This is a genomic window from Pantoea sp. BRR-3P, from assembly GCF_039621635.1.
Classification (GTDB): Bacteria; Pseudomonadota; Gammaproteobacteria; order Enterobacterales; family Enterobacteriaceae; genus Pantoea; species Pantoea floridensis.
This window is the reverse complement of sequence record NZ_CP155066.1, coordinates 3258719-3276218: the sequence shown is the minus strand read 5'-3', so window position 1 is coordinate 3276218 and position 17500 is coordinate 3258719. Positions and strand designations below refer to the sequence as shown.

Sequence of the window (17500 nt, the reverse complement as noted above, 5' to 3'; positions counted from 1 at the left end):
GAGGTAAGAGAGTAATGGCTATTGAAATTAACGTGCCGGACATCGGGGCAGACGAAGTTGAAGTCACCGAAATTCTGGTGAAGGTGGGCGACAAAGTTGAAGCTGAACAGTCGCTGATCACCGTAGAAGGCGATAAAGCCTCAATGGAAGTGCCTTCGCCGCAGGCCGGCGTGGTGAAAGAGATCAAAATCTCAACCGGTGACAAAGTGGAAACCGGCAAACTCATCATGATCTTTGACGCAGAAGGTGCCGCAGAAGCGGCGCCAGCGCCAGCAGAAGAGAAGAAAGCGGAAGCCGCTCCTGCTCCAGCTGCTGCCGCTGCTGCGGTCAGTAAAGAGGTCAACGTACCGGACATCGGCGGCGACGAAGTTGAAGTTACCGAGATCCTGGTGAAAGTGGGCGACAAAGTTGAAGCTGAACAGTCACTGATCACCGTTGAAGGCGACAAAGCCTCGATGGAAGTCCCTGCACCGTTCGCGGGTGTGGTGAAAGAGATCAAAATCGCCACCGGCGATAAAGTGAATACCGGTTCACTGATCATGGTGTTCGACGCAGAAGGCGCAGCGCCTGCTGCGGCTCCAGCCGCCAAACAGGAAGCGGCTCCAGCAGCAGCCCCTGCGGCCGCTGGCGCGAAAGACGTCAACGTGCCGGACATTGGTGGCGATGAAGTTGAAGTTACCGAGATCCTGGTGAAAGTGGGCGACAAAGTGGCGGCTGAGCAATCACTGATCGTGGTTGAAGGCGACAAAGCGTCAATGGAAGTGCCTGCACCGTTCGCCGGTACCGTGAAAGAGTTGAAAGTGGCAACGGGCGATAAAGTCAGCACCGGTAAACTCATCATGGTGTTCGAAGTGGAAGGCGCGGCACCGGCTGCGGCTCCAGCAGCGAAGCAGGAAGCCGCTCCGGCAGCCGAAGCGGCCAAACCTGCCGCTGCGCCAGCGCCTGCGAAAGCGGATGCTAAGGGTGAGTTCGCTGAGAACGATGCTTACGTGCACGCAACGCCGGTGATTCGTCGCCTGGCGCGCGAGTTCGGTGTTAACCTGGCGAAAGTCAAAGGCACCGGCCGTAAAGGTCGCATCCTGAAAGAAGACGTACAGTCTTACGTTAAAGACGCGGTGAAACGCGCTGAAGCGGCTCCGGCTGCTGCAGCCAGCGGCGGAAGCCTGCCTGGTCTGCTGCCTTGGCCGAAAGTGGACTTCAGTAAGTTCGGCGAAATCGAAGAAGTGGAACTGGGCCGTATCCAGAAAATCTCGGGTGCCAACCTGAGCCGTAACTGGGTGGTTATCCCACACGTTACGCACTTCGACAAAACCGACATCACCGATCTGGAAGCCTTCCGCAAACAGCAGAATGCTGAAGCGGAGAAACGTAAACTGGATGTGAAATTCACGCCAGTGGTGTTCATCATGAAAGCGGTTGCTGCGGCGCTTGAGCAGATGCCACGCTTTAACAGTTCACTGTCTGAAGATGCACAGAAACTGACGCTGAAGAAATACATCAACATCGGTGTGGCGGTGGATACGCCAAACGGTTTGGTGGTTCCGGTGTTCAAAGATGTGAACAAGAAAGGCATCACTGAACTGTCTCGCGAGCTGATGGCGATTTCGAAGAAAGCGCGTGATGGCAAGCTGACGGCAGGCGATATGCAAGGCGGTTGCTTCACCATCTCCAGCCTTGGTGGCCTGGGTACCACGCACTTCGCGCCGATCGTTAACGCGCCGGAAGTGGCTATCCTCGGTGTTTCCAAGTCAGCGATGGAGCCGGTGTGGAACGGAAAAGAGTTTGAGCCGCGTCTGATGATGCCAATCTCACTCTCCTTCGACCACCGCGTGATCGACGGTGCTGATGGTGCGCGCTTTATCACCATCATCAACAACACGCTGTCCGACATCCGCCGTCTGGTGATGTGAAGTTAATCAAGGCCGGCGAATGCCGGCCTTGTTGTAAGCATTCAATGTTGCCGCGGTTGGCAGTTTGTTAACAATTCTGTAAACTCTCGCGGTGAAATGTCCCGGCGGATATAGGGCATTAGAGCTTGGGAAAAGCTTTCTCCTGACTGCCGGTAATCAAACAAGAGGTCATGATGAGTACAGAGATTAAAACTCAAGTCGTGGTACTTGGGGCAGGTCCTGCAGGTTACTCTGCAGCCTTCCGTTGCGCTGATTTAGGTCTGGAAACCGTAATCGTTGAGCGTTACAGCACCCTTGGCGGTGTTTGTCTGAACGTAGGCTGTATCCCGTCAAAAGCGCTGCTGCACGTCGCCAAAGTGATTGACGAAGCAAAAGCCCTGGAAGAGCACGGTATCGTGTTTGGCCAGCCGCAAACTGACATCGACAAAATTCGTAGCTGGAAAGAGAAGGTGATTAACCAACTCACTGGCGGCCTCGCGGGTATGGCGAAAGGTCGTAAAGTGAAGGTGGTGACTGGCCTCGGCAAATTCACCGGTGCGAACACGCTGGTGGTAGAAGGTGAAGGTGGTGCCACCACCATCAACTTCGACAACGCGATTATCGCGGCCGGTTCTCGTCCAATCGAACTGCCATTTATTCCGCACAACGATCCGCGCGTGTGGGACTCTACCGATGCGCTGGAACTGAAAGAAGTGCCGAAGCGTCTGCTGGTTATGGGTGGCGGTATCATCGGCCTGGAAATGGCCACCGTTTATAAAGCGCTGGGTTCAGAGATCGACGTGGTTGAGATGTTCGACCAGGTGATCCCGGCCGCCGATAAAGACGTGGTGAAAGTGTTCACCAAACGCATCAGCAAGAAATTCAACCTGATGCTGGAAACCAAAGTCACCGCGGTTGAAGCGAAAGACGACGGTATCTACGTTTCAATGGAAGGCAAAAAAGCACCTGCCGATGCACAGCGTTACGACGCGGTGCTGGTGGCCATTGGTCGCGTACCGAACGGTAAAGGCCTGGATGCCGGTAAAGCGGGCGTGGAAGTGGACGATCGCGGCTTCATCCGCGTCGATAAGCAGATGCGCACTAACGTACCGCACATCTATGCTATCGGTGACATCGTGGGTCAGCCAATGCTGGCGCACAAAGGCGTGCACGAAGGCCACGTAGCGGCGGAAGTGATCTCCGGTCTGAAGCACTACTTCGACCCGAAAGTGATCCCATCTATTGCCTACACCGAGCCAGAAGTTGCCTGGGTTGGCCTGACCGAGAAAGAAGCGAAAGAGAAAGGCATCAGCTACGAAGTGTCCACCTTCCCGTGGGCAGCTTCAGGCCGTGCGATCGCTTCTGACTGTGCCGACGGTATGACCAAGCTGATCTTCGATAAAGAAACGCACCGTGTCATCGGTGGCGCAATTGTCGGTACCAACGGCGGCGAGCTGCTGGGTGAAATTGGTCTGGCGATTGAAATGGGCTGTGATGCCGAAGATATCGCGCTGACCATTCACGCGCACCCAACGCTGCATGAGTCTGTCGGCCTGGCGGCTGAAGTGTTCGAAGGTAGCATCACTGACCTGCCGAATCCGAAAGCGAAAAAGAAATAAGCTTACGTAAGTGAGCTTGTTGCTAAAAAACGGCCCAGAGCGGCCGTTTTTTTATGCATAAAATAGCGATAATAATATTTTCGGTGGATTACTTTTTTATTATTTATGCATTGTCACGCATTGCTTTAGAATTAACAGGTGTATGTAGTAAGTTCTTTCCGGGTAATAAGAAATAACTGATAGTTTAATAAGTCATTACTGATGGCATATAATTATTCCTCTCCTCCCCCCCAAAATAATCTTGAATGCCTATTGCTAAATAACAATAATCAAATGATTCATGCAGTCATGTGTATTTTATTATCAACGCTTAAGATGCGGTTGAATAAATCCATATGTGAAATGATGAGTTCATGTCTTGATTTACGCCGCCAACAAACCTCAGGATGAGGGTGGTGTTTCAGGTTTAGTCTTCAGCCTAATTATGAGTGATATATATAATGATTATTGCAATGGTTTTGCGCAGTGGTGGTGAATACAATGCTCGCCATGTGCATTGGCTTCATCGTCAGTTACCTAAAGGATATAAGATTGTATGTTTTTCTGATGTAAATATTGAAGGAATTGAAACTATTCCGCTTCAATATGATTGGCCAGGATGGTGGGCGAAAATGGAACTTTTCCGTCCAGATATTCCCGACGATATATTTTATCTTGATCTCGATACGGTCATTACCGGCGACATCACGGGAATGCTCAGCGTTCATCGCCCGATGATGCTTAGCGACTTTTATGCTCCCCAAAAATTTAATAGTGCACTGATGTTTATCCCACACGAGGCAAAAGCGCGCGTATGGTCTGCCTTCCTGAAAAATCCAGAAGAACATATGAATCACTGCAGCACGCCAGAATGCTGGGGCGATCAGGGTTTTATCTCGCGCGAAATGGAAGGGATTACGGCATGGCAGAGTGTCTTTTTTGATCAAGTCGTCAGCTTTAAAGCGCATGTCATGCATTCCGCAAATCCTAAACCTGGAGAGCTACCAATGAATACGCGTATTTGCTGTTTTCATGGCAAGCCGCGTCCATGGGATTTGAGAATACCCTATCACTGGCTACCAAAATTCAATTAACGCCTCATCAGCCCTGGGATCTTAACGCAGCCGGATAGATTAACGAGATTGTTAAATTCCAGGCTTTTTCCATTAACCATAGCTATCCATTCTTAATGAGCAATAGCCTCAGGTAATGGATTTTCAGCCCTGACTTACTCCGTCAGGCCTTATAGTTGAGTGGTCGTAGGGAGGTTAGGCAGTGATATATCGGGTTTATGTTGCTTTTTTGTAAACAGATTAACAATCGTTCGAAATGCTGCTATGCTGCCCCTCGCGGAACCGGGCACCTCACCCTACTGTTTGACAGCATCCAGGGGTGCACCGGAAAGCTATACAATGAGAGCGAGGAGAACGTCGTGCTAGAAGAATACCGTAAGCACGTTGCCGAGCGTGCTGCCCAGGGAATCGTACCTAAGCCGTTAGATGCTTCCCAAATGGCCGCGCTGGTTGAACTGCTGAAAAACCCGCCAGCGGGTGAAGAAGAATTCCTTATCGACCTTTTGGTCAACCGTGTTCCACCAGGTGTTGATGAAGCGGCGTATGTTAAAGCCGGTTTCCTGGCAGCTGTCACTAAGGGCGAAGCCCACTCTCCTCTGGTTACTCGCGAAAAAGCCGTTGAGCTGCTGGGCACCATGCAGGGCGGTTATAACATCCACGCGCTGATTGAAGCGCTTGATGATGAAGCCTTAGCACCGATTGCTGCTGAAGCCCTGTCCCACACGCTGCTGATGTTCGATAACTTCTACGATGTCGAAGAGAAAGCCAAGGCGGGTAACCCACACGCGAAAAAAATTATCCAGTCCTGGGCCGATGCCGAATGGTTCCTGAAGCGTCCAAAACTGGCTGAAAAAATCACCACTACCGTGTTCAAAGTGACCGGCGAAACCAACACCGACGACCTCTCTCCGGCGCCGGATGCATGGTCACGTCCGGATATTCCACTGCACGCGCTGGCGATGTTGAAAAACGCCCGTGAAGGCATCGAACCCGATGATGCTGGCAACATTGGCCCGATCAAACAGATTGAAGCGCTGCAGACCAAAGGCTTCCCGCTGACCTATGTCGGCGACGTAGTGGGTACCGGTTCTTCACGTAAATCCGCCACCAACTCGGTGCTGTGGTTTATGGGCGACGATATCCCATACGTACCGAACAAAAAGGGCGGCGGTCTGTGCCTTGGCGGTAAAATCGCACCGATCTTCTTCAACACCATGGAAGATGCGGGCGCACTGCCGATTGAACTTGATGTTGATCGTCTGAACATGGGCGATGTTATTGACGTTTACCCGTACAAAGGCGAAGTGCGCAATCATGAAACCGATGAAGTGCTGGCGACCTTTGAACTGAAGACCGACGTGCTGCTGGACGAAGTTCGTGCCGGCGGTCGTATTCCGCTGATCATCGGCCGTGGCTTGACCACCAAAGCGCGTGAATCACTGGGTCTGCCGCACAGCGATGTGTTTGTGCAAGCCAAAGATGTGGCTGCCAGCACCCGTGGTTACTCACTGGCGCAGAAAATGGTTGGTCGTGCGTGCGGCGTAGAAGGTGTCCGTCCAGGTGCTTACTGCGAACCGAAAATGACCTCAGTGGGTTCTCAGGACACCACCGGTCCAATGACGCGTGATGAACTGAAAGACCTGGCGTGCCTTGGCTTCTCAGCCGATTTGGTGATGCAGTCATTCTGTCACACCGCGGCCTATCCAAAGCCGGTTGACGTAACCACGCACCATACGCTGCCTGACTTCATCATGAACCGTGGCGGCGTATCGCTGCGCCCGGGCGATGGCGTTATCCACAGCTGGCTGAACCGCATGCTGCTGCCGGATACCGTTGGTACCGGCGGTGACTCGCATACCCGTTTCCCGATCGGCATTTCCTTCCCGGCAGGTTCGGGTCTGGTGGCGTTTGCTGCTGCCACCGGCGTGATGCCGCTCGACATGCCAGAATCGGTGCTGGTGCGCTTCAAAGGCGAAATGCAGCCGGGCATCACCCTGCGCGATCTGGTCCATGCCATTCCGCTGTACGCCATCAAAGCGGGTCTGCTGACCGTGGAGAAGAAAGGGAAGAAAAATATCTTCTCTGGCCGCGTGCTGGAAATCGAAGGCTTGCCGAAGCTGAAAGTTGAGCAGGCCTTTGAGCTGACGGATGCCTCTGCTGAGCGTTCTGCTGCCGGTTGTACCATCAAGCTGGATAAAGAGCCGATCATCGAGTACCTCAACTCGAACATTGTGCTGCTGAAGTGGATGATCTCTGAAGGTTACGGCGATCGCCGTACGCTGGAGCGCCGCGTTGAAGGCATGCAGAAATGGCTGGCCAATCCGCAACTGCTGGAAGGCGATGCCGATGCCGAATACGCTGCGGTGATCGATATCGATCTGGCGGAGATCAAAGAGCCAATTCTGTGTGCACCGAACGATCCAGACGATGCGCGTTGGTTGTCTGACGTGCAGGGCGAGAAGATCGACGAAGTGTTCATCGGTTCGTGCATGACCAACATTGGTCACTTCCGCGCAGCCGGTAAACTGCTGGATGCCCATAAAGGGCAGCTGCCAACCCGTCTGTGGGTTGCGCCGCCAACCAAGATGGATGCCGCTCAGCTGACCGAAGAGGGCTATTACAGCGTGTTCGGTAAGAGCGGTGCGCGTATTGAGATTCCGGGCTGTTCACTGTGCATGGGTAACCAGGCGCGTGTGGCGGACGGCGCGACGGTGGTTTCCACCTCAACCCGTAACTTCCCGAACCGTCTCGGTACCGGGGCTAACGTGTTCCTCGCATCGGCTGAGCTGGCAGCGGTAGCTTCACTGCTCGGTAAACTGCCAACGCCGGACGAGTACCAACAGTTTATGCTGCAGGTTGATAAGACCGCCGCTGACACCTACCGTTACCTCAACTTTGATCAGCTGGGACAATACACTGACAAAGCGGATAGCGTGATCTTCCAGACTGCCGTTTAAGCGGTTTTCAGGATTAACAAGGGGACGATGAAAATCGTCCCTTTTTTTATGCGCTTTTTTCCGCTGACATCTCCAGGCATAATGCGAGCGCGATCCCACTTTATTCAGCGTGCTGCGCACAAAATGCACTAAGACGGTGCCGCACGGCGCGTCATCAGTATGAGGCAAACCCATGGAGTATGAATTTCTGCGTGATTTGACCGGTCAGGTCAAAGTACGTATGTCGATGGACCACGAAGCAGTGGGGCACTGGTTCAACGAAGAGGTCAAAGACAATCTGCCGCTGCTGGATGAAGTTGAGGCCGCTGCCCAGCAGGTAAAAGGCACCATTAATCAATGGCAGCGCGTGGGGCATGAATACACGCTGTGGCTCGATGAAGAAGAGGTGATGATTCGTGCCAACCAGCTGGCGCTGGAGGATGACGGCATGGAAGAGGGCATGACCTATTACGACGAAGAGAGCCTGTCGTTTTGCGGGGTGGAAGATTTCCTCGCAGTGATCGCTGCTTATCGGCGGTTTTTAGCCGGGAAGTGAAATCGGTGCGCATTCACGCGCACCTCACACCCTACTGTCGCCATTCATGGCGACCACGCCACTATCTACACTGTCGCAATCGGCGTAGCGGGCGAGCCCACTGCGCCCGGCAAACGTAGCGGCGGCGCGGTGAGCAGAAACGCATGGCGCTGATGCTGTGCCAGCCAGTCTGCCAGCGGACTCAGCAGCATCAACTCTCCGAGATAGACGCCCAGCCGGAACAAGCAGAGATCGTGCAGCGGATGCGACGGATAGAAATCATCATTCATTGGCCGCGCTGGGAGAATCTCCACCGCCGGGTTATCTGCGATTAATGCCACCACGCCGCTCTCGTCAATCCAGTTACGTAAGGCCCGATCGCTACCGTCCAGTCCGGCAAAATGCGTATTGAGGAAGTCCATATTCGGCTCACCCTGCATGGCGAGAATGGCTTCGTCCATGCCGGTGCGGAAGCAGACGAAATCGCCCGCTCGCACCTCAATATTATCGGCCTGCAGAATCTGTTGCAGATGCGGATAACCAAAGGCAAACCGTCGGTTACCGAAATGGCGTTTGATATCAATCATCACCGCACGGCCTTGCATACCGTGCGCTGCCATGTTCTCAATGCCCAGCGCTTTGGCACCGAGATGGCTACCGCGATCGCAGCCACAGCCAGCGCGATAATCGGTTTCGCCGACAATATCCACATTGGCCTTGTACCCGTTGTAGAACACCATTTCCGGCTCGCCGTTATCGTTGACGTCAAACCATTGGCCCATGTGCGCCAGACTGTCCCATTGCGTTGAATATTGCAGCGCCAGCGTTACGCTATCGTCGCAGATCACATCGGTGAGCTGCGGATTGTCACGCGAAAGAGGATAGGTCATATTGGCGTGTTCACCGCGTCGCGTGGCATTAAGCTGAGGCGGTGGACGCCGTGGATTCATCGCCGTACCGCCGGGTAAATCGAGTGGCAAACTCAGGCAGAAGGTTTCCCCCGTCTTCACCTCTGCGACACCTTCTCGCACTTTGGCAGCAGTAAGCAGATTAAGCCGGCCGAGCTGATCGTCCGAACCGAAATCGCCCCATGTCGATTGGGCTGGGCGTTTTTTCCAACGTGCATTCATACTTCTCTCCTTAAGGTGCCATCCAGCGCGGCGTTGTGGTCTGCACCCATTGGCTGTACGCGCGGCAACCAGAACGCGTAAATCAGCGCGCCAACCACGCCGATGACACCGGCAATTTCCAGTGGAATCACGAACGAATGGGTGAATTGCATCAGCACGCCGATCAAAATCGGTGAGATGATCCCGGCAAGATTAGCCGCCATGTTTTGAATGCCGCCGATAGTGGCCACGTTGGCGCGGTTAGGCGCAACGTCCGAAGGCAGCGCCCATAAGGCTGCCGAAGCAAACGTGGCGGCGAAGTTGGCAAAGCACAGTGCTGTCAACGCCAGGCCTACGGTTGGCGAGAAGGCCGCCAGCCCAATGGTCGCGCTGCCGAGCATGCCGCCTACCAGCGGGATCTTGCGTGCCACGCTAAGCGAATAGCCACGACGTACCAGCGCATCCGACAGCAATCCGCCACACCAGCCACCGATAATCGCGGCAACGCCCGGCAGCATGCCGAGCAAGCCGAACTTCATCAGCGACAGATGAAAGGTTTCCACCAGATAGCTGGGGAACCAGGTGAAGAAAAAGTACGAGACGAAGTTGATGCAGAAGAATCCGGCCATCATCGCCTGCACGGTGCGTTGACTAAGTAGCTGACGTACACTCATCGGATCGCCGGTTTGCGGATCCTGGTTGGTTTCGATGAATTCCACTTCTTCGCGCGTTACGCTGGGGTGCTGGCGTGGATCGCGATACCACAGATACCACGCCAGCGCCCACACGACCGCCACCACGCCAGAAATAACGAAGGTCATACGCCAGCCAACCAGTGCAATCAGAAACGAGATGATCGGAATGGCCAGCGTGCCGCCAATTTTGCTGCCGTTGTTAAAGGTCGCTGCGGCGAAGCTGCGCTCCTGACGCGGGAACCAGCGTGTAACCGTAGAGGAGCTAGCGGGATAACTCGGCGCCTCCACGGCACCGAGCACAAAGCGAAAGCCAACCAACGCCGTAATCGAACTGGCAAGTCCGCATGCGGCAGTGGCTAATCCCCAGCCGAGGCTGCTTAGCGCAAAGGTAATGCGCGGTCCGAGTTTATCCACCAGCCAGCCACCGGGCAGTTGAAACAGCACGTAGCTCCAAAAGAAGGCGGAGAGCAGCAAGCCGCTGTCGGTGGGCGAAAAGTTCAGCTCCTGGCTCATAAACGGCATCGCTACGCTCATTGCGGCGCGATCGATATAGTTGATGGCGATGCCGACGGACAGCACCGTAAGAATGACGAAACGAAATTTCCCTTTCGCTTTACTTGCCGAAATTGCAGCAGGTGATCCATTGGAATTTAGCGACATCATCGCCTCCAATTATTTTTTATTTTCAGTAGGGGAAAAGCCGCATCAGAACGATGCGGCGGGTTTGGCGCTTATGCGCCGCTTACGACAGAGTGGGAATGCGTCACCTGTTCCTCATCCACGATAGGTTCAACTTTTCCCATCAGGAACAGATAGTTAAGAATACCAATCACCACCAGCACCGCCGAGAACACCAGCGCCCAGGTAAAGTGGCCGGTCGCACCGACAATGGCGCCGGTAATAATCGGGCCAACGGCACCGCCCATATTGGAGACGGTGTTTTGCAGCCCGGCGACAATCGATACGCTATTTTGCGGCGCAACATCGCCCGGCAGTGCCCATACCTGTGAGGCCGCAACGGTGGTGCCTGATTTTGCGATACACAGCAGCAGCACGGTCATGAACACCGAGTCGGTGAACGGCGCAAAGCCGATGCACAGCGCCATCAACAGGCCAATGGTCAGGAACAGTTTGCGCGTGGCGGTCAGCGACAGCACTTTGTTATGGACCATACGATCCGATGCCCAACCGGCCAGCACTTCAATCACCATGCCGCAAATCAGCGGTAGCGCAGCCACCATTCCCATTTTGAGGAAATCCATACCTTTATCTTTCACCAGATAGGTCGGCAGCCAGGTGATAAAAAAGTAGGAGGTGTAGTTGATGGTGAAGAAACCAATGCACATCGCCCAGATATTGCGATAGCGCAGCAGCTTGTACCACTTCATCGGACGCACGCTTTTATCGCCATGCTTCTGCGTCTGACCGCCGCGGATAAAGCGTACTTCTTCTTTGCTGATCGACTGATGATCTTCCGGGTTTTCGGCGTAGATAAAGTACCAGGCGATAACCCAGAACAACCCTAGTGCACCAATGGCGAGGAAGGTCAGACGCCAGTCGAACATGGCGATCATAAACACAATCAGCGGCATCGCCACCGCACCACCAAACTTCGAGGCGCTGTCGAACAGGCCCGACACCGTGGCGCGTTCGCGGTCCGGGAACCAGCGCGCGGTGATGCCCGCGTTGCTCGGATAGGCTGCTGCTTCACCCACGCCCAACGCTAAACGCAGCGCCAGCAGCGATTTAAAGCCGGTCGCCAGACCCATTGCCATGGTGGCGATTGACCACCAGCCGACGGCAATCCCCAGGCCTTTTTTCTGACCGAAGCGATCGGCGAACCAGCCCGCCGGGATCTGCAGCAGCGCGTAAGACCAGAAGAATGCCGCCATGATAAAGCCCATCATTTCCGGATTGATATCGAGCTCTTTGATCAGATGCGGTGCCGCCGCCGAGAGAACGGTGCGGTCAATGTAGTTAATGGCGATGGCCAGCCACATCAGGCCAGCGATCCACCAACGGATACGACTCGAGCGCGCAGAGTTAGTCATAATAATTATCCACTCGAAAAAGGGTTACAGGGAGAGGCGGCGAATTATTCCAGCCCGTTCATCACGTTAAGCGGGCGTTCGCCCTGACAAATGCACTGCACGATTTGCGTCACGCAACGTTCGCCTATCGCGCTGATGGCGCCGTCGGTGTAACCGGCGATGTGCGCGGTGGGAATGAAGTTGCTGAGCGTGAACAGCGGATGCTCCGTCAGCGGTTCTTGCACGAACACGTCAGCCGCAGCCCCGGCAATCACGTTATCCCGCAGCGCCTGATAGAGATCCTGCTCATTCACCACACCGCCGCGTGAGGCATTAATCAGGAAGGCGCTCTTCTTCATGCGTTTCAGCCGGGCGGCATCGAACAAGTGGTGGGTTTTGTCGGTCAGCGGCATATGCAGGGTGATGAAATCGCTGGTTTCCGTCAGCTGATCCAACGTGACGAATTCGATGCCGTGCTCGGCAGCAAATGTCTCGTCTGGATAAAAATCGAAGGCAATCACCCGCATGTTGAAGCCTTTAGCGCGCAGCGCGACCTGCTTGCCGATATTGCCCAGCCCAATAATGCCCAGCGTTTTGCCGTAAACATCGGTGGCAAAAATGCGCGGCCACGTGCCGGCGCGCGTTTCAATCGCCGCCTGTGTCACCTGGCGCGCGCAATTTAGCATTAGCGCGAAGGCGAAATCGGCTACCGCATGTTTGTTGGCGTCCGGCACGTTGGTGACGTAAATACCGCGCTTGCGTGTGGCATCCAGATTGATATTGTCGACGCCCACGCCGTGCTTACAGACGATTTTCAGCTGTGGCGCCAGCGCCAGTAACGCGTCGTTGACGTCGGTAAAAGCGACGATCAGCGCGACCGTATCAGCCAGATGCGGCTCAAGCGCGCTCAGCGGCGCATCGGCGGGCAGGGTGATCAGCTCAAAACCCTGTTGTTGCAGGATTTCAATGGGCGTCGCGTCATATTTCGCAAACGACGGTGAAGTACAGATGACTTTCATAAATCTTCCCGATGTTGAAAATACAGCTAAGAGCCGGTGCGGCGATTAACAGGGTGCGCATAAATGCGCACCCTACAAAACACCTAGGGGCGCCATTTATGGCGACCTGGCAGGCCGCTCATCCGCTAATTACTGCAAATACTGGTTCACAATCTGGCGAATTTTCTGCTCTTCCTCGGCAGAGAAACTCACCGCATAGCGGCTATCGCCCACGTCAAAGCCGAGCAGCGACACCGCTTTTTTTACTGCAGCCGGCGAGAAGCCGACGCTATACAGATCGGTGCGCAAGCCGGTGACATTTTCCTGCGCCAGACGTGAACCTTCGATGTCGCCAGCATGGAAGCGCGCCCAAATGGCGTTGATCTCGTTGGGGGCAACGTTGGCGAGCCCTGAAATACAAGCCGAGCAGCCGTCGACGAAGCCCTGATGAATCAGCGAATCCGGACCATTCAGCACATCGAAGCTATCGATGCCTGCTGCCGCCTGCAGAAAACCGCTCAGGCTTTCATAGCTGCCTGCGCTATCTTTGATGCCGATGATGTTCGGATGCGCAGCCAGCGTGCGCACGGTCTCTGGCTGCAGCGTGTTGCCAGTGCGCGCCGGGATGTTATAGAGGAACAGCGGCACATCAATGGCGTCGGCTACCGCGCGATAGTGGGCGATCAGCTCTTCCTGTTTCAGCGGCACGAAATAGGGCGTAATCACCGAAACCGCATCCACGCCCAGCTTCGCCACTTGCTTGCCGAGGCGAATGGTTTCACGCGTGGAGATTTCGCCAATGTGCGCCACTACCGGCGCCGTGCCATTAACTTCATCGACGCAGGTTTGCGTCACCGCCAGCTTCTCCTGCTCGTTCAGCACGAAGAATTCACCGTTGGTGCCGCCGCAGAAAATACCGTTGCCAGCCCTTAACTGGCGTTTGACCTGCTCGCGCTGGGCGACGGGATTAAAGGCACCGTCGCGATCGAAGGTGGTAACGATGGCGGTTAACACGCCCTGAATTTTCTTACTCATGGTGTCCTCGATAATGCTTAGTGGCTCAAAGCGGGAAACAGCGTCAGGTAAACGTTGCGTACGTCATCGGCGCCCACTTTCATCGGTACATTCTTCATCAGGCGCTGCACGTCGAGTGCGGCTTCAACCAGATACGGCAGGTGATCCGGGCCGATACCCAGCTCTTCCAGACTGGCGGGCAGCTTCAGGCGTTTTACCAGCGCGGCAAAGTATTCAACCAGCGCATGAGATTTGGCTTCTTCATCCAGTGACGTATCGACATTGGGCAACAAATCGTAAGCCTGAGCGAATTTGCTCACTGCCGCTGGACGCACAAAGCGCATGCACGGCGCGAGCAGAATGGCGTTAGCCACGCCGTGCGGAAGGTGATATTTGCCACCTAGCGGATAAGACATCGCGTGCACCAGATGCGTACCGGCATGCGCAATCGATGCGCCGCCATAATAAGATGCCCACAGCATGTTCAGGCGCGCTTCAAGGTTATCTGGCTCTGCAATAGTGGTTTCGAGGCTGGTAAACAGCTTTTTCATGCCGATCAGCGCATAGTTATCGCTTACCGGATTTGACACGGTAGCGGTAAAGCATTCGATCAGGTGGCACAGCGCATCGATCCCGGTAGAAGAGGCGATATGCGGCGGCATGCTGGTGGTGAGTTCCGGTATCAGCGCGACATAATCCGGCAGCATCACCGGCGTGATAATGCCGACTTTGGTCTCTTTCTCTGGGATAGCCAGAATGGCGTTTGGCGTGGCTTCCGAGCCGGTACCTGCCGTGGTGGGAATCAGCAGCGAAGGGGTGCGCGTATGCGGTTTTTCACCGGCCAGTAACGCATCCAGCGTTGGCGCGCCCGCGACGCATAGAATAGAGAGCAGCTTCGCGACATCCAATACGCTGCCGCCGCCGACGCCAATCACCAGATCGATATCGCTGCCTGGTAGCGCAGCGACAATGGACGCCACATCATGCTGGCTTGGTTCTGGCGGCACCGTATTGATGATGCACAGGCTACCCATTTGCTGCTGCAGCTGGGCGATCAGCCTCTGAACCGCCGGAATGCCTTCGATATTCTTATCGGTCACCAGCAGGGCTTGCTTCTTACCTCGCAGCAGATAGCTGAGGTCATTAAGCGCCTGAAAGCCACTTATCACGGTGCTGTTGATATTCATTACATACCCTTATCGCGTTTTTCGTGCTGAATGATTAATTTTGCTCAAACGGCGCGAGGTCCATCACTACAGAGCCTAATTTTATAGGACAAATTGATTTCGATTAATTTGATCTTGCTCACATATAATCAATCATGATTGAATATAATCATTACAGCGCGGCGGTAGCCGATTAAGGAGAGAGAATGACTTCACAGCCATGGAAAACACCCGTCTTAGTGATTGCCGATGATTTTACCGGTGCTAATGATGCGGGGAGCGGGCTGGCACGCGTCGGAGCGCGCGTGCATGTGCTGTTTGACAGCAGCACGCCGCATCCAGCTGGCAGCGCCGATGTGCTGGTGATCAGCACCGATAGCCGCGCGGTGAGCGCGCAAGAAGCGGCGCGTCGCACCCGTACTGCGCTGGAGCAGCATCAGGCGATGGTCAACGATGGCTGGCTGTTTAAGAAAATCGATTCCACGCTGCGCGGCAATCCCGGTGCGGAAATCAGCGCGGCGCTGCAGGCCAGCGGCAAAAAATTAGCATTGGTCGTGCCGGCGGTGCCAAAACTGGGCCGTACTACACGCGACGGTGAAGTCTGGATCGATCGGCAGCGTTTGATCGATACCGAATTCGCCAGCGATCCCAAAACCCCGGTCACCAGCAGCCATGTGCTGACGCGTTTGCAAATGCAAAGCGCGTTGACCGGCGAAACTCTCGATCTCGCCACGGTACGCGGCGACCAACTCACGCAGGTACTGGCGAGCAAACAGGGCTTACTGGTGGTGGATATCGAGCAGGATGCCGATCTTGCCTTATTAATGGCGGCGGCGGCCGCGTTAGATGAGCGGCCGCTATTGGCCGGAGCCTCTGGCCTGAGCGATGCGCTGGGCGAACTGCTGGCTGCCCGTCAGCCGCGTCCGGTGCTGGCGGTGGTGGGGTCGATGAGCGCGATGGCGCAGCAGCAAATTGCGCGCCTCGCCAGTCAGCGCGACATCCGCATTATCGACATTGATATCCGCCAGCTGTTTGCCCAGCCGGCCTGGCCGCAAGCCGCCGATTGGCAACAGGCGATACTGCAGGCGCTGCACGATGGCGCACATTGCGTGGTGCGCACCACGCAGCATGCCGATCAGCGTCACGACATTGAGCAACTCTGTCTGCAGCATCAGGTTTCGCGCCAGGCATTAGGCGAACGCATCTGCCAGTTTCTCGCGCAGTTAACCAGCACCGTTTGTCGTCAGGTGCAGCCTGCGGGGCTTTATCTCTCTGGCGGAGATGTGGCGATTGCCGTGGCGCAGGCGTTAGGTGCCAGCGGTTTCCAGATTCAGGGCCTGGTGGCGGGCTGTGTGCCGCACGGGGTTCTGCTTGACAGTGAATTACACCTGCCGGTGATGACCAAAGCAGGTGGCTTTGGTGACGAAAATACCCTGGTAGAAGCCATTCGTTTTATTGAGGAGAAGTTGAGTGAATAAAATTATTGCGATTACCATGGGCGATCCGGCGGGCATTGGCCCGGAGATCATCATTAAAGCGTTGGCAGAAGGTGAGTTAGCGGGCGTGCCGGCCGTGGTGGTTGGCTGTGCAAATACGCTGCGCCGGGTGATGGGGCTAAATGTGACCCCGCAAGCTGAGCTACGGGTACTTGATCAGATTAAAGAGGCACATTTCGCGCCGGGCATTATCAACGTGATTGATGAACCGCTGGCGGATGCTGATGCGCTAAAACCGGGCGTGGTGCAGAAAGAGGCGGGCGATCTGGCCTGGCGCTGTGTTAAACGTGCTACCGAGTTAGCGCTGGCCGGGGAAGTACACGCTATTGCGACCGCCCCCCTGAATAAAGAAGCGCTGCACTCGGCAGGTCATCTTTATCCTGGTCACACCGAGCTGCTGGCCCAGCTAACCAACACGAAAAATTACGCCATGGTGCTTTACACCGATAAGCTGAAAGTGATTCACGTCACCACACATATCGCGCTGCGTAAGTTCCTCGATACCTTAAACGGTGAACGTATTCAGACGGTGATCGGCATGGCCGACAGCTTCCTGCGCCGCGTGGGATTTGATAAGCCGCGCATCGCGGTAGCGGGGGTTAATCCTCATGCCGGTGAAAACGGACTGTTCGGCGATGAAGAGATCGCTATCGTCGCGCCAGCGATTAAAGAGATGAAACAACAAGGCATTGATGTACATGGCCCATGCCCGCCCGATACCGTGTTCCTGCAGTGTCAGGAGGGGCAATACGATATGGTGGTGGCGATGTACCACGACCAAGGGCATATTCCACTCAAATTATTAGGTTTCTATGATGGCGTAAATATTACTGCGGGCTTGCCCTTTATCCGCACCTCGGCGGACCACGGCACCGCATTTGATATCGCCTGGACAGGTAAAGCGAACTCTGCGAGCATGGCAATCTCCATTAAACTCGCGATGCAGCTTGCATAGGGAAAT

Annotated in this window: 13 protein-coding genes; 7 read left to right on the top strand and 6 right to left on the bottom strand. The window is 55.0% G+C overall.

From position 1 onward, the window contains the following. Window positions 1-14 precede the first annotated feature (14 nt). The 5 genes from aceF (at window position 15) to yacL (ending at window position 8052) form a co-directional block, all read left to right on the top strand. On the top strand, window positions 15-1910 hold the full coding sequence (gene aceF / locus AAGR08_RS15270) for a pyruvate dehydrogenase complex dihydrolipoyllysine-residue acetyltransferase (RefSeq protein ID WP_345827258.1): 1896 nt from the start codon (window positions 15-17) through the stop codon (window positions 1908-1910). 173 nt (window positions 1911-2083) lie between these two features. Next, window positions 2084-3508 carry a dihydrolipoyl dehydrogenase gene (gene lpdA / locus AAGR08_RS15265; RefSeq protein ID WP_008108560.1) on the top strand — a complete coding sequence of 475 codons (1425 nt, stop codon included), beginning with the start codon at window positions 2084-2086 and terminating at the stop codon, window positions 3506-3508. A 440-nt stretch (window positions 3509-3948) separates the two neighbouring features. Next, window positions 3949-4581: a hypothetical protein gene (locus AAGR08_RS15260; RefSeq protein ID WP_345827257.1), complete on the top strand. Its 633-nt coding sequence runs from the start codon at window positions 3949-3951 to the stop codon at window positions 4579-4581. Window positions 4582-4919: 338 nt separating this feature from the next. Beyond that, a complete protein-coding gene (gene acnB, locus AAGR08_RS15255) occupies window positions 4920-7517 on the top strand; it encodes a bifunctional aconitate hydratase 2/2-methylisocitrate dehydratase (RefSeq protein WP_097094913.1) in 2598 nt (865 codons plus the stop codon). Between the two features lie 172 nt (window positions 7518-7689). Next, entirely contained in the window at window positions 7690-8052 is a 363-nt protein-coding gene (gene yacL / locus AAGR08_RS15250) for a protein YacL (RefSeq protein ID WP_097094912.1), read from the top strand. Between the two features lie 65 nt (window positions 8053-8117). On the opposite strand, the gene AAGR08_RS15245 is transcribed toward yacL, so the two are convergent. The 6 genes from AAGR08_RS15245 to AAGR08_RS15220 all read right to left on the bottom strand — a co-directional run bounded on the left by AAGR08_RS15245 (window position 8118) and on the right by AAGR08_RS15220 (window position 15064). Further along, the gene (locus tag AAGR08_RS15245) at window positions 8118-9161 is read right to left on the bottom strand and encodes a cyclase family protein (RefSeq protein ID WP_097094911.1); all 1044 of its coding nucleotides are present in this window, start codon (window positions 9159-9161) and stop codon (window positions 8118-8120) included. Then, window positions 9158-10495 (bottom strand): MFS transporter, encoded by a 1338-nt coding sequence (locus tag AAGR08_RS15240; protein ID WP_345827256.1) that lies wholly within the window; start codon window positions 10493-10495, stop codon window positions 9158-9160. The genes AAGR08_RS15245 and AAGR08_RS15240 overlap by 4 nt, the downstream gene beginning before the upstream one ends. Window positions 10496-10566: 71 nt before the next feature. Further along, on the bottom strand, window positions 10567-11886 hold the full coding sequence (locus AAGR08_RS15235; RefSeq protein ID WP_097094909.1) for an MFS transporter: 1320 nt from the start codon (window positions 11884-11886) through the stop codon (window positions 10567-10569). A 44-nt stretch (window positions 11887-11930) separates the two neighbouring features. Beyond that, window positions 11931-12884, bottom strand: coding sequence for a phosphoglycerate dehydrogenase (locus AAGR08_RS15230; RefSeq protein ID WP_097094908.1), 954 nt, complete (start codon window positions 12882-12884; stop codon window positions 11931-11933). Window positions 12885-13013: 129 nt separating this feature from the next. Continuing rightward, entirely contained in the window at window positions 13014-13898 is an 885-nt protein-coding gene (locus AAGR08_RS15225) for a dihydrodipicolinate synthase family protein (protein ID WP_345827255.1), read from the bottom strand. A gap of 17 nt (window positions 13899-13915) precedes the next feature. After that, window positions 13916-15064, bottom strand: a complete 1149-nt coding sequence (locus AAGR08_RS15220) for an iron-containing alcohol dehydrogenase (protein WP_345827254.1) — start codon at window positions 15062-15064, stop codon at window positions 13916-13918. A gap of 185 nt (window positions 15065-15249) precedes the next feature. Between AAGR08_RS15220 and AAGR08_RS15215 the strand changes: the two genes are divergently transcribed. Beyond that, window positions 15250-16521, top strand: a complete 1272-nt coding sequence (locus AAGR08_RS15215; protein ID WP_345827253.1) for a four-carbon acid sugar kinase family protein — start codon at window positions 15250-15252, stop codon at window positions 16519-16521. Next, window positions 16514-17494 (top strand): D-threonate 4-phosphate dehydrogenase, encoded by a 981-nt coding sequence (locus tag AAGR08_RS15210; RefSeq protein ID WP_097094904.1) that lies wholly within the window; start codon window positions 16514-16516, stop codon window positions 17492-17494. The genes AAGR08_RS15215 and AAGR08_RS15210 overlap by 8 nt, the downstream gene beginning before the upstream one ends. Window positions 17495-17500: the final 6 nt, after the last annotated feature.

Bases quoted from the DNA above. Each gene is read 5' to 3' on its own strand.
- aceF (WP_345827258.1), top strand. From the start codon at position 15: ATGGCTATTGAAATTAACGTGCCGGACATCGGGGCAGACGAAGTTGAA.
- lpdA (WP_008108560.1), top strand. From the start codon at position 2,084: ATGAGTACAGAGATTAAAACTCAAGTCGTGGTACTTGGGGCAGGTCCT.
- AAGR08_RS15260 (WP_345827257.1), top strand. From the start codon at position 3,949: ATGATTATTGCAATGGTTTTGCGCAGTGGTGGTGAATACAATGCTCGC.
- yacL (WP_097094912.1), top strand. From the start codon at position 7,690: ATGGAGTATGAATTTCTGCGTGATTTGACCGGTCAGGTCAAAGTACGT.
- AAGR08_RS15245 (WP_097094911.1), bottom strand. From the start codon at position 9,161: ATGAATGCACGTTGGAAAAAACGCCCAGCCCAATCGACATGGGGCGAT.
- AAGR08_RS15240 (WP_345827256.1), bottom strand. From the start codon at position 10,495: ATGTCGCTAAATTCCAATGGATCACCTGCTGCAATTTCGGCAAGTAAA.
- AAGR08_RS15235 (WP_097094909.1), bottom strand. From the start codon at position 11,886: ATGACTAACTCTGCGCGCTCGAGTCGTATCCGTTGGTGGATCGCTGGC.
- AAGR08_RS15230 (WP_097094908.1), bottom strand. From the start codon at position 12,884: ATGAAAGTCATCTGTACTTCACCGTCGTTTGCGAAATATGACGCGACG.
- AAGR08_RS15225 (WP_345827255.1), bottom strand. From the start codon at position 13,898: ATGAGTAAGAAAATTCAGGGCGTGTTAACCGCCATCGTTACCACCTTC.
- AAGR08_RS15220 (WP_345827254.1), bottom strand. From the start codon at position 15,064: ATGAATATCAACAGCACCGTGATAAGTGGCTTTCAGGCGCTTAATGAC.
- AAGR08_RS15215 (WP_345827253.1), top strand. From the start codon at position 15,250: ATGACTTCACAGCCATGGAAAACACCCGTCTTAGTGATTGCCGATGAT.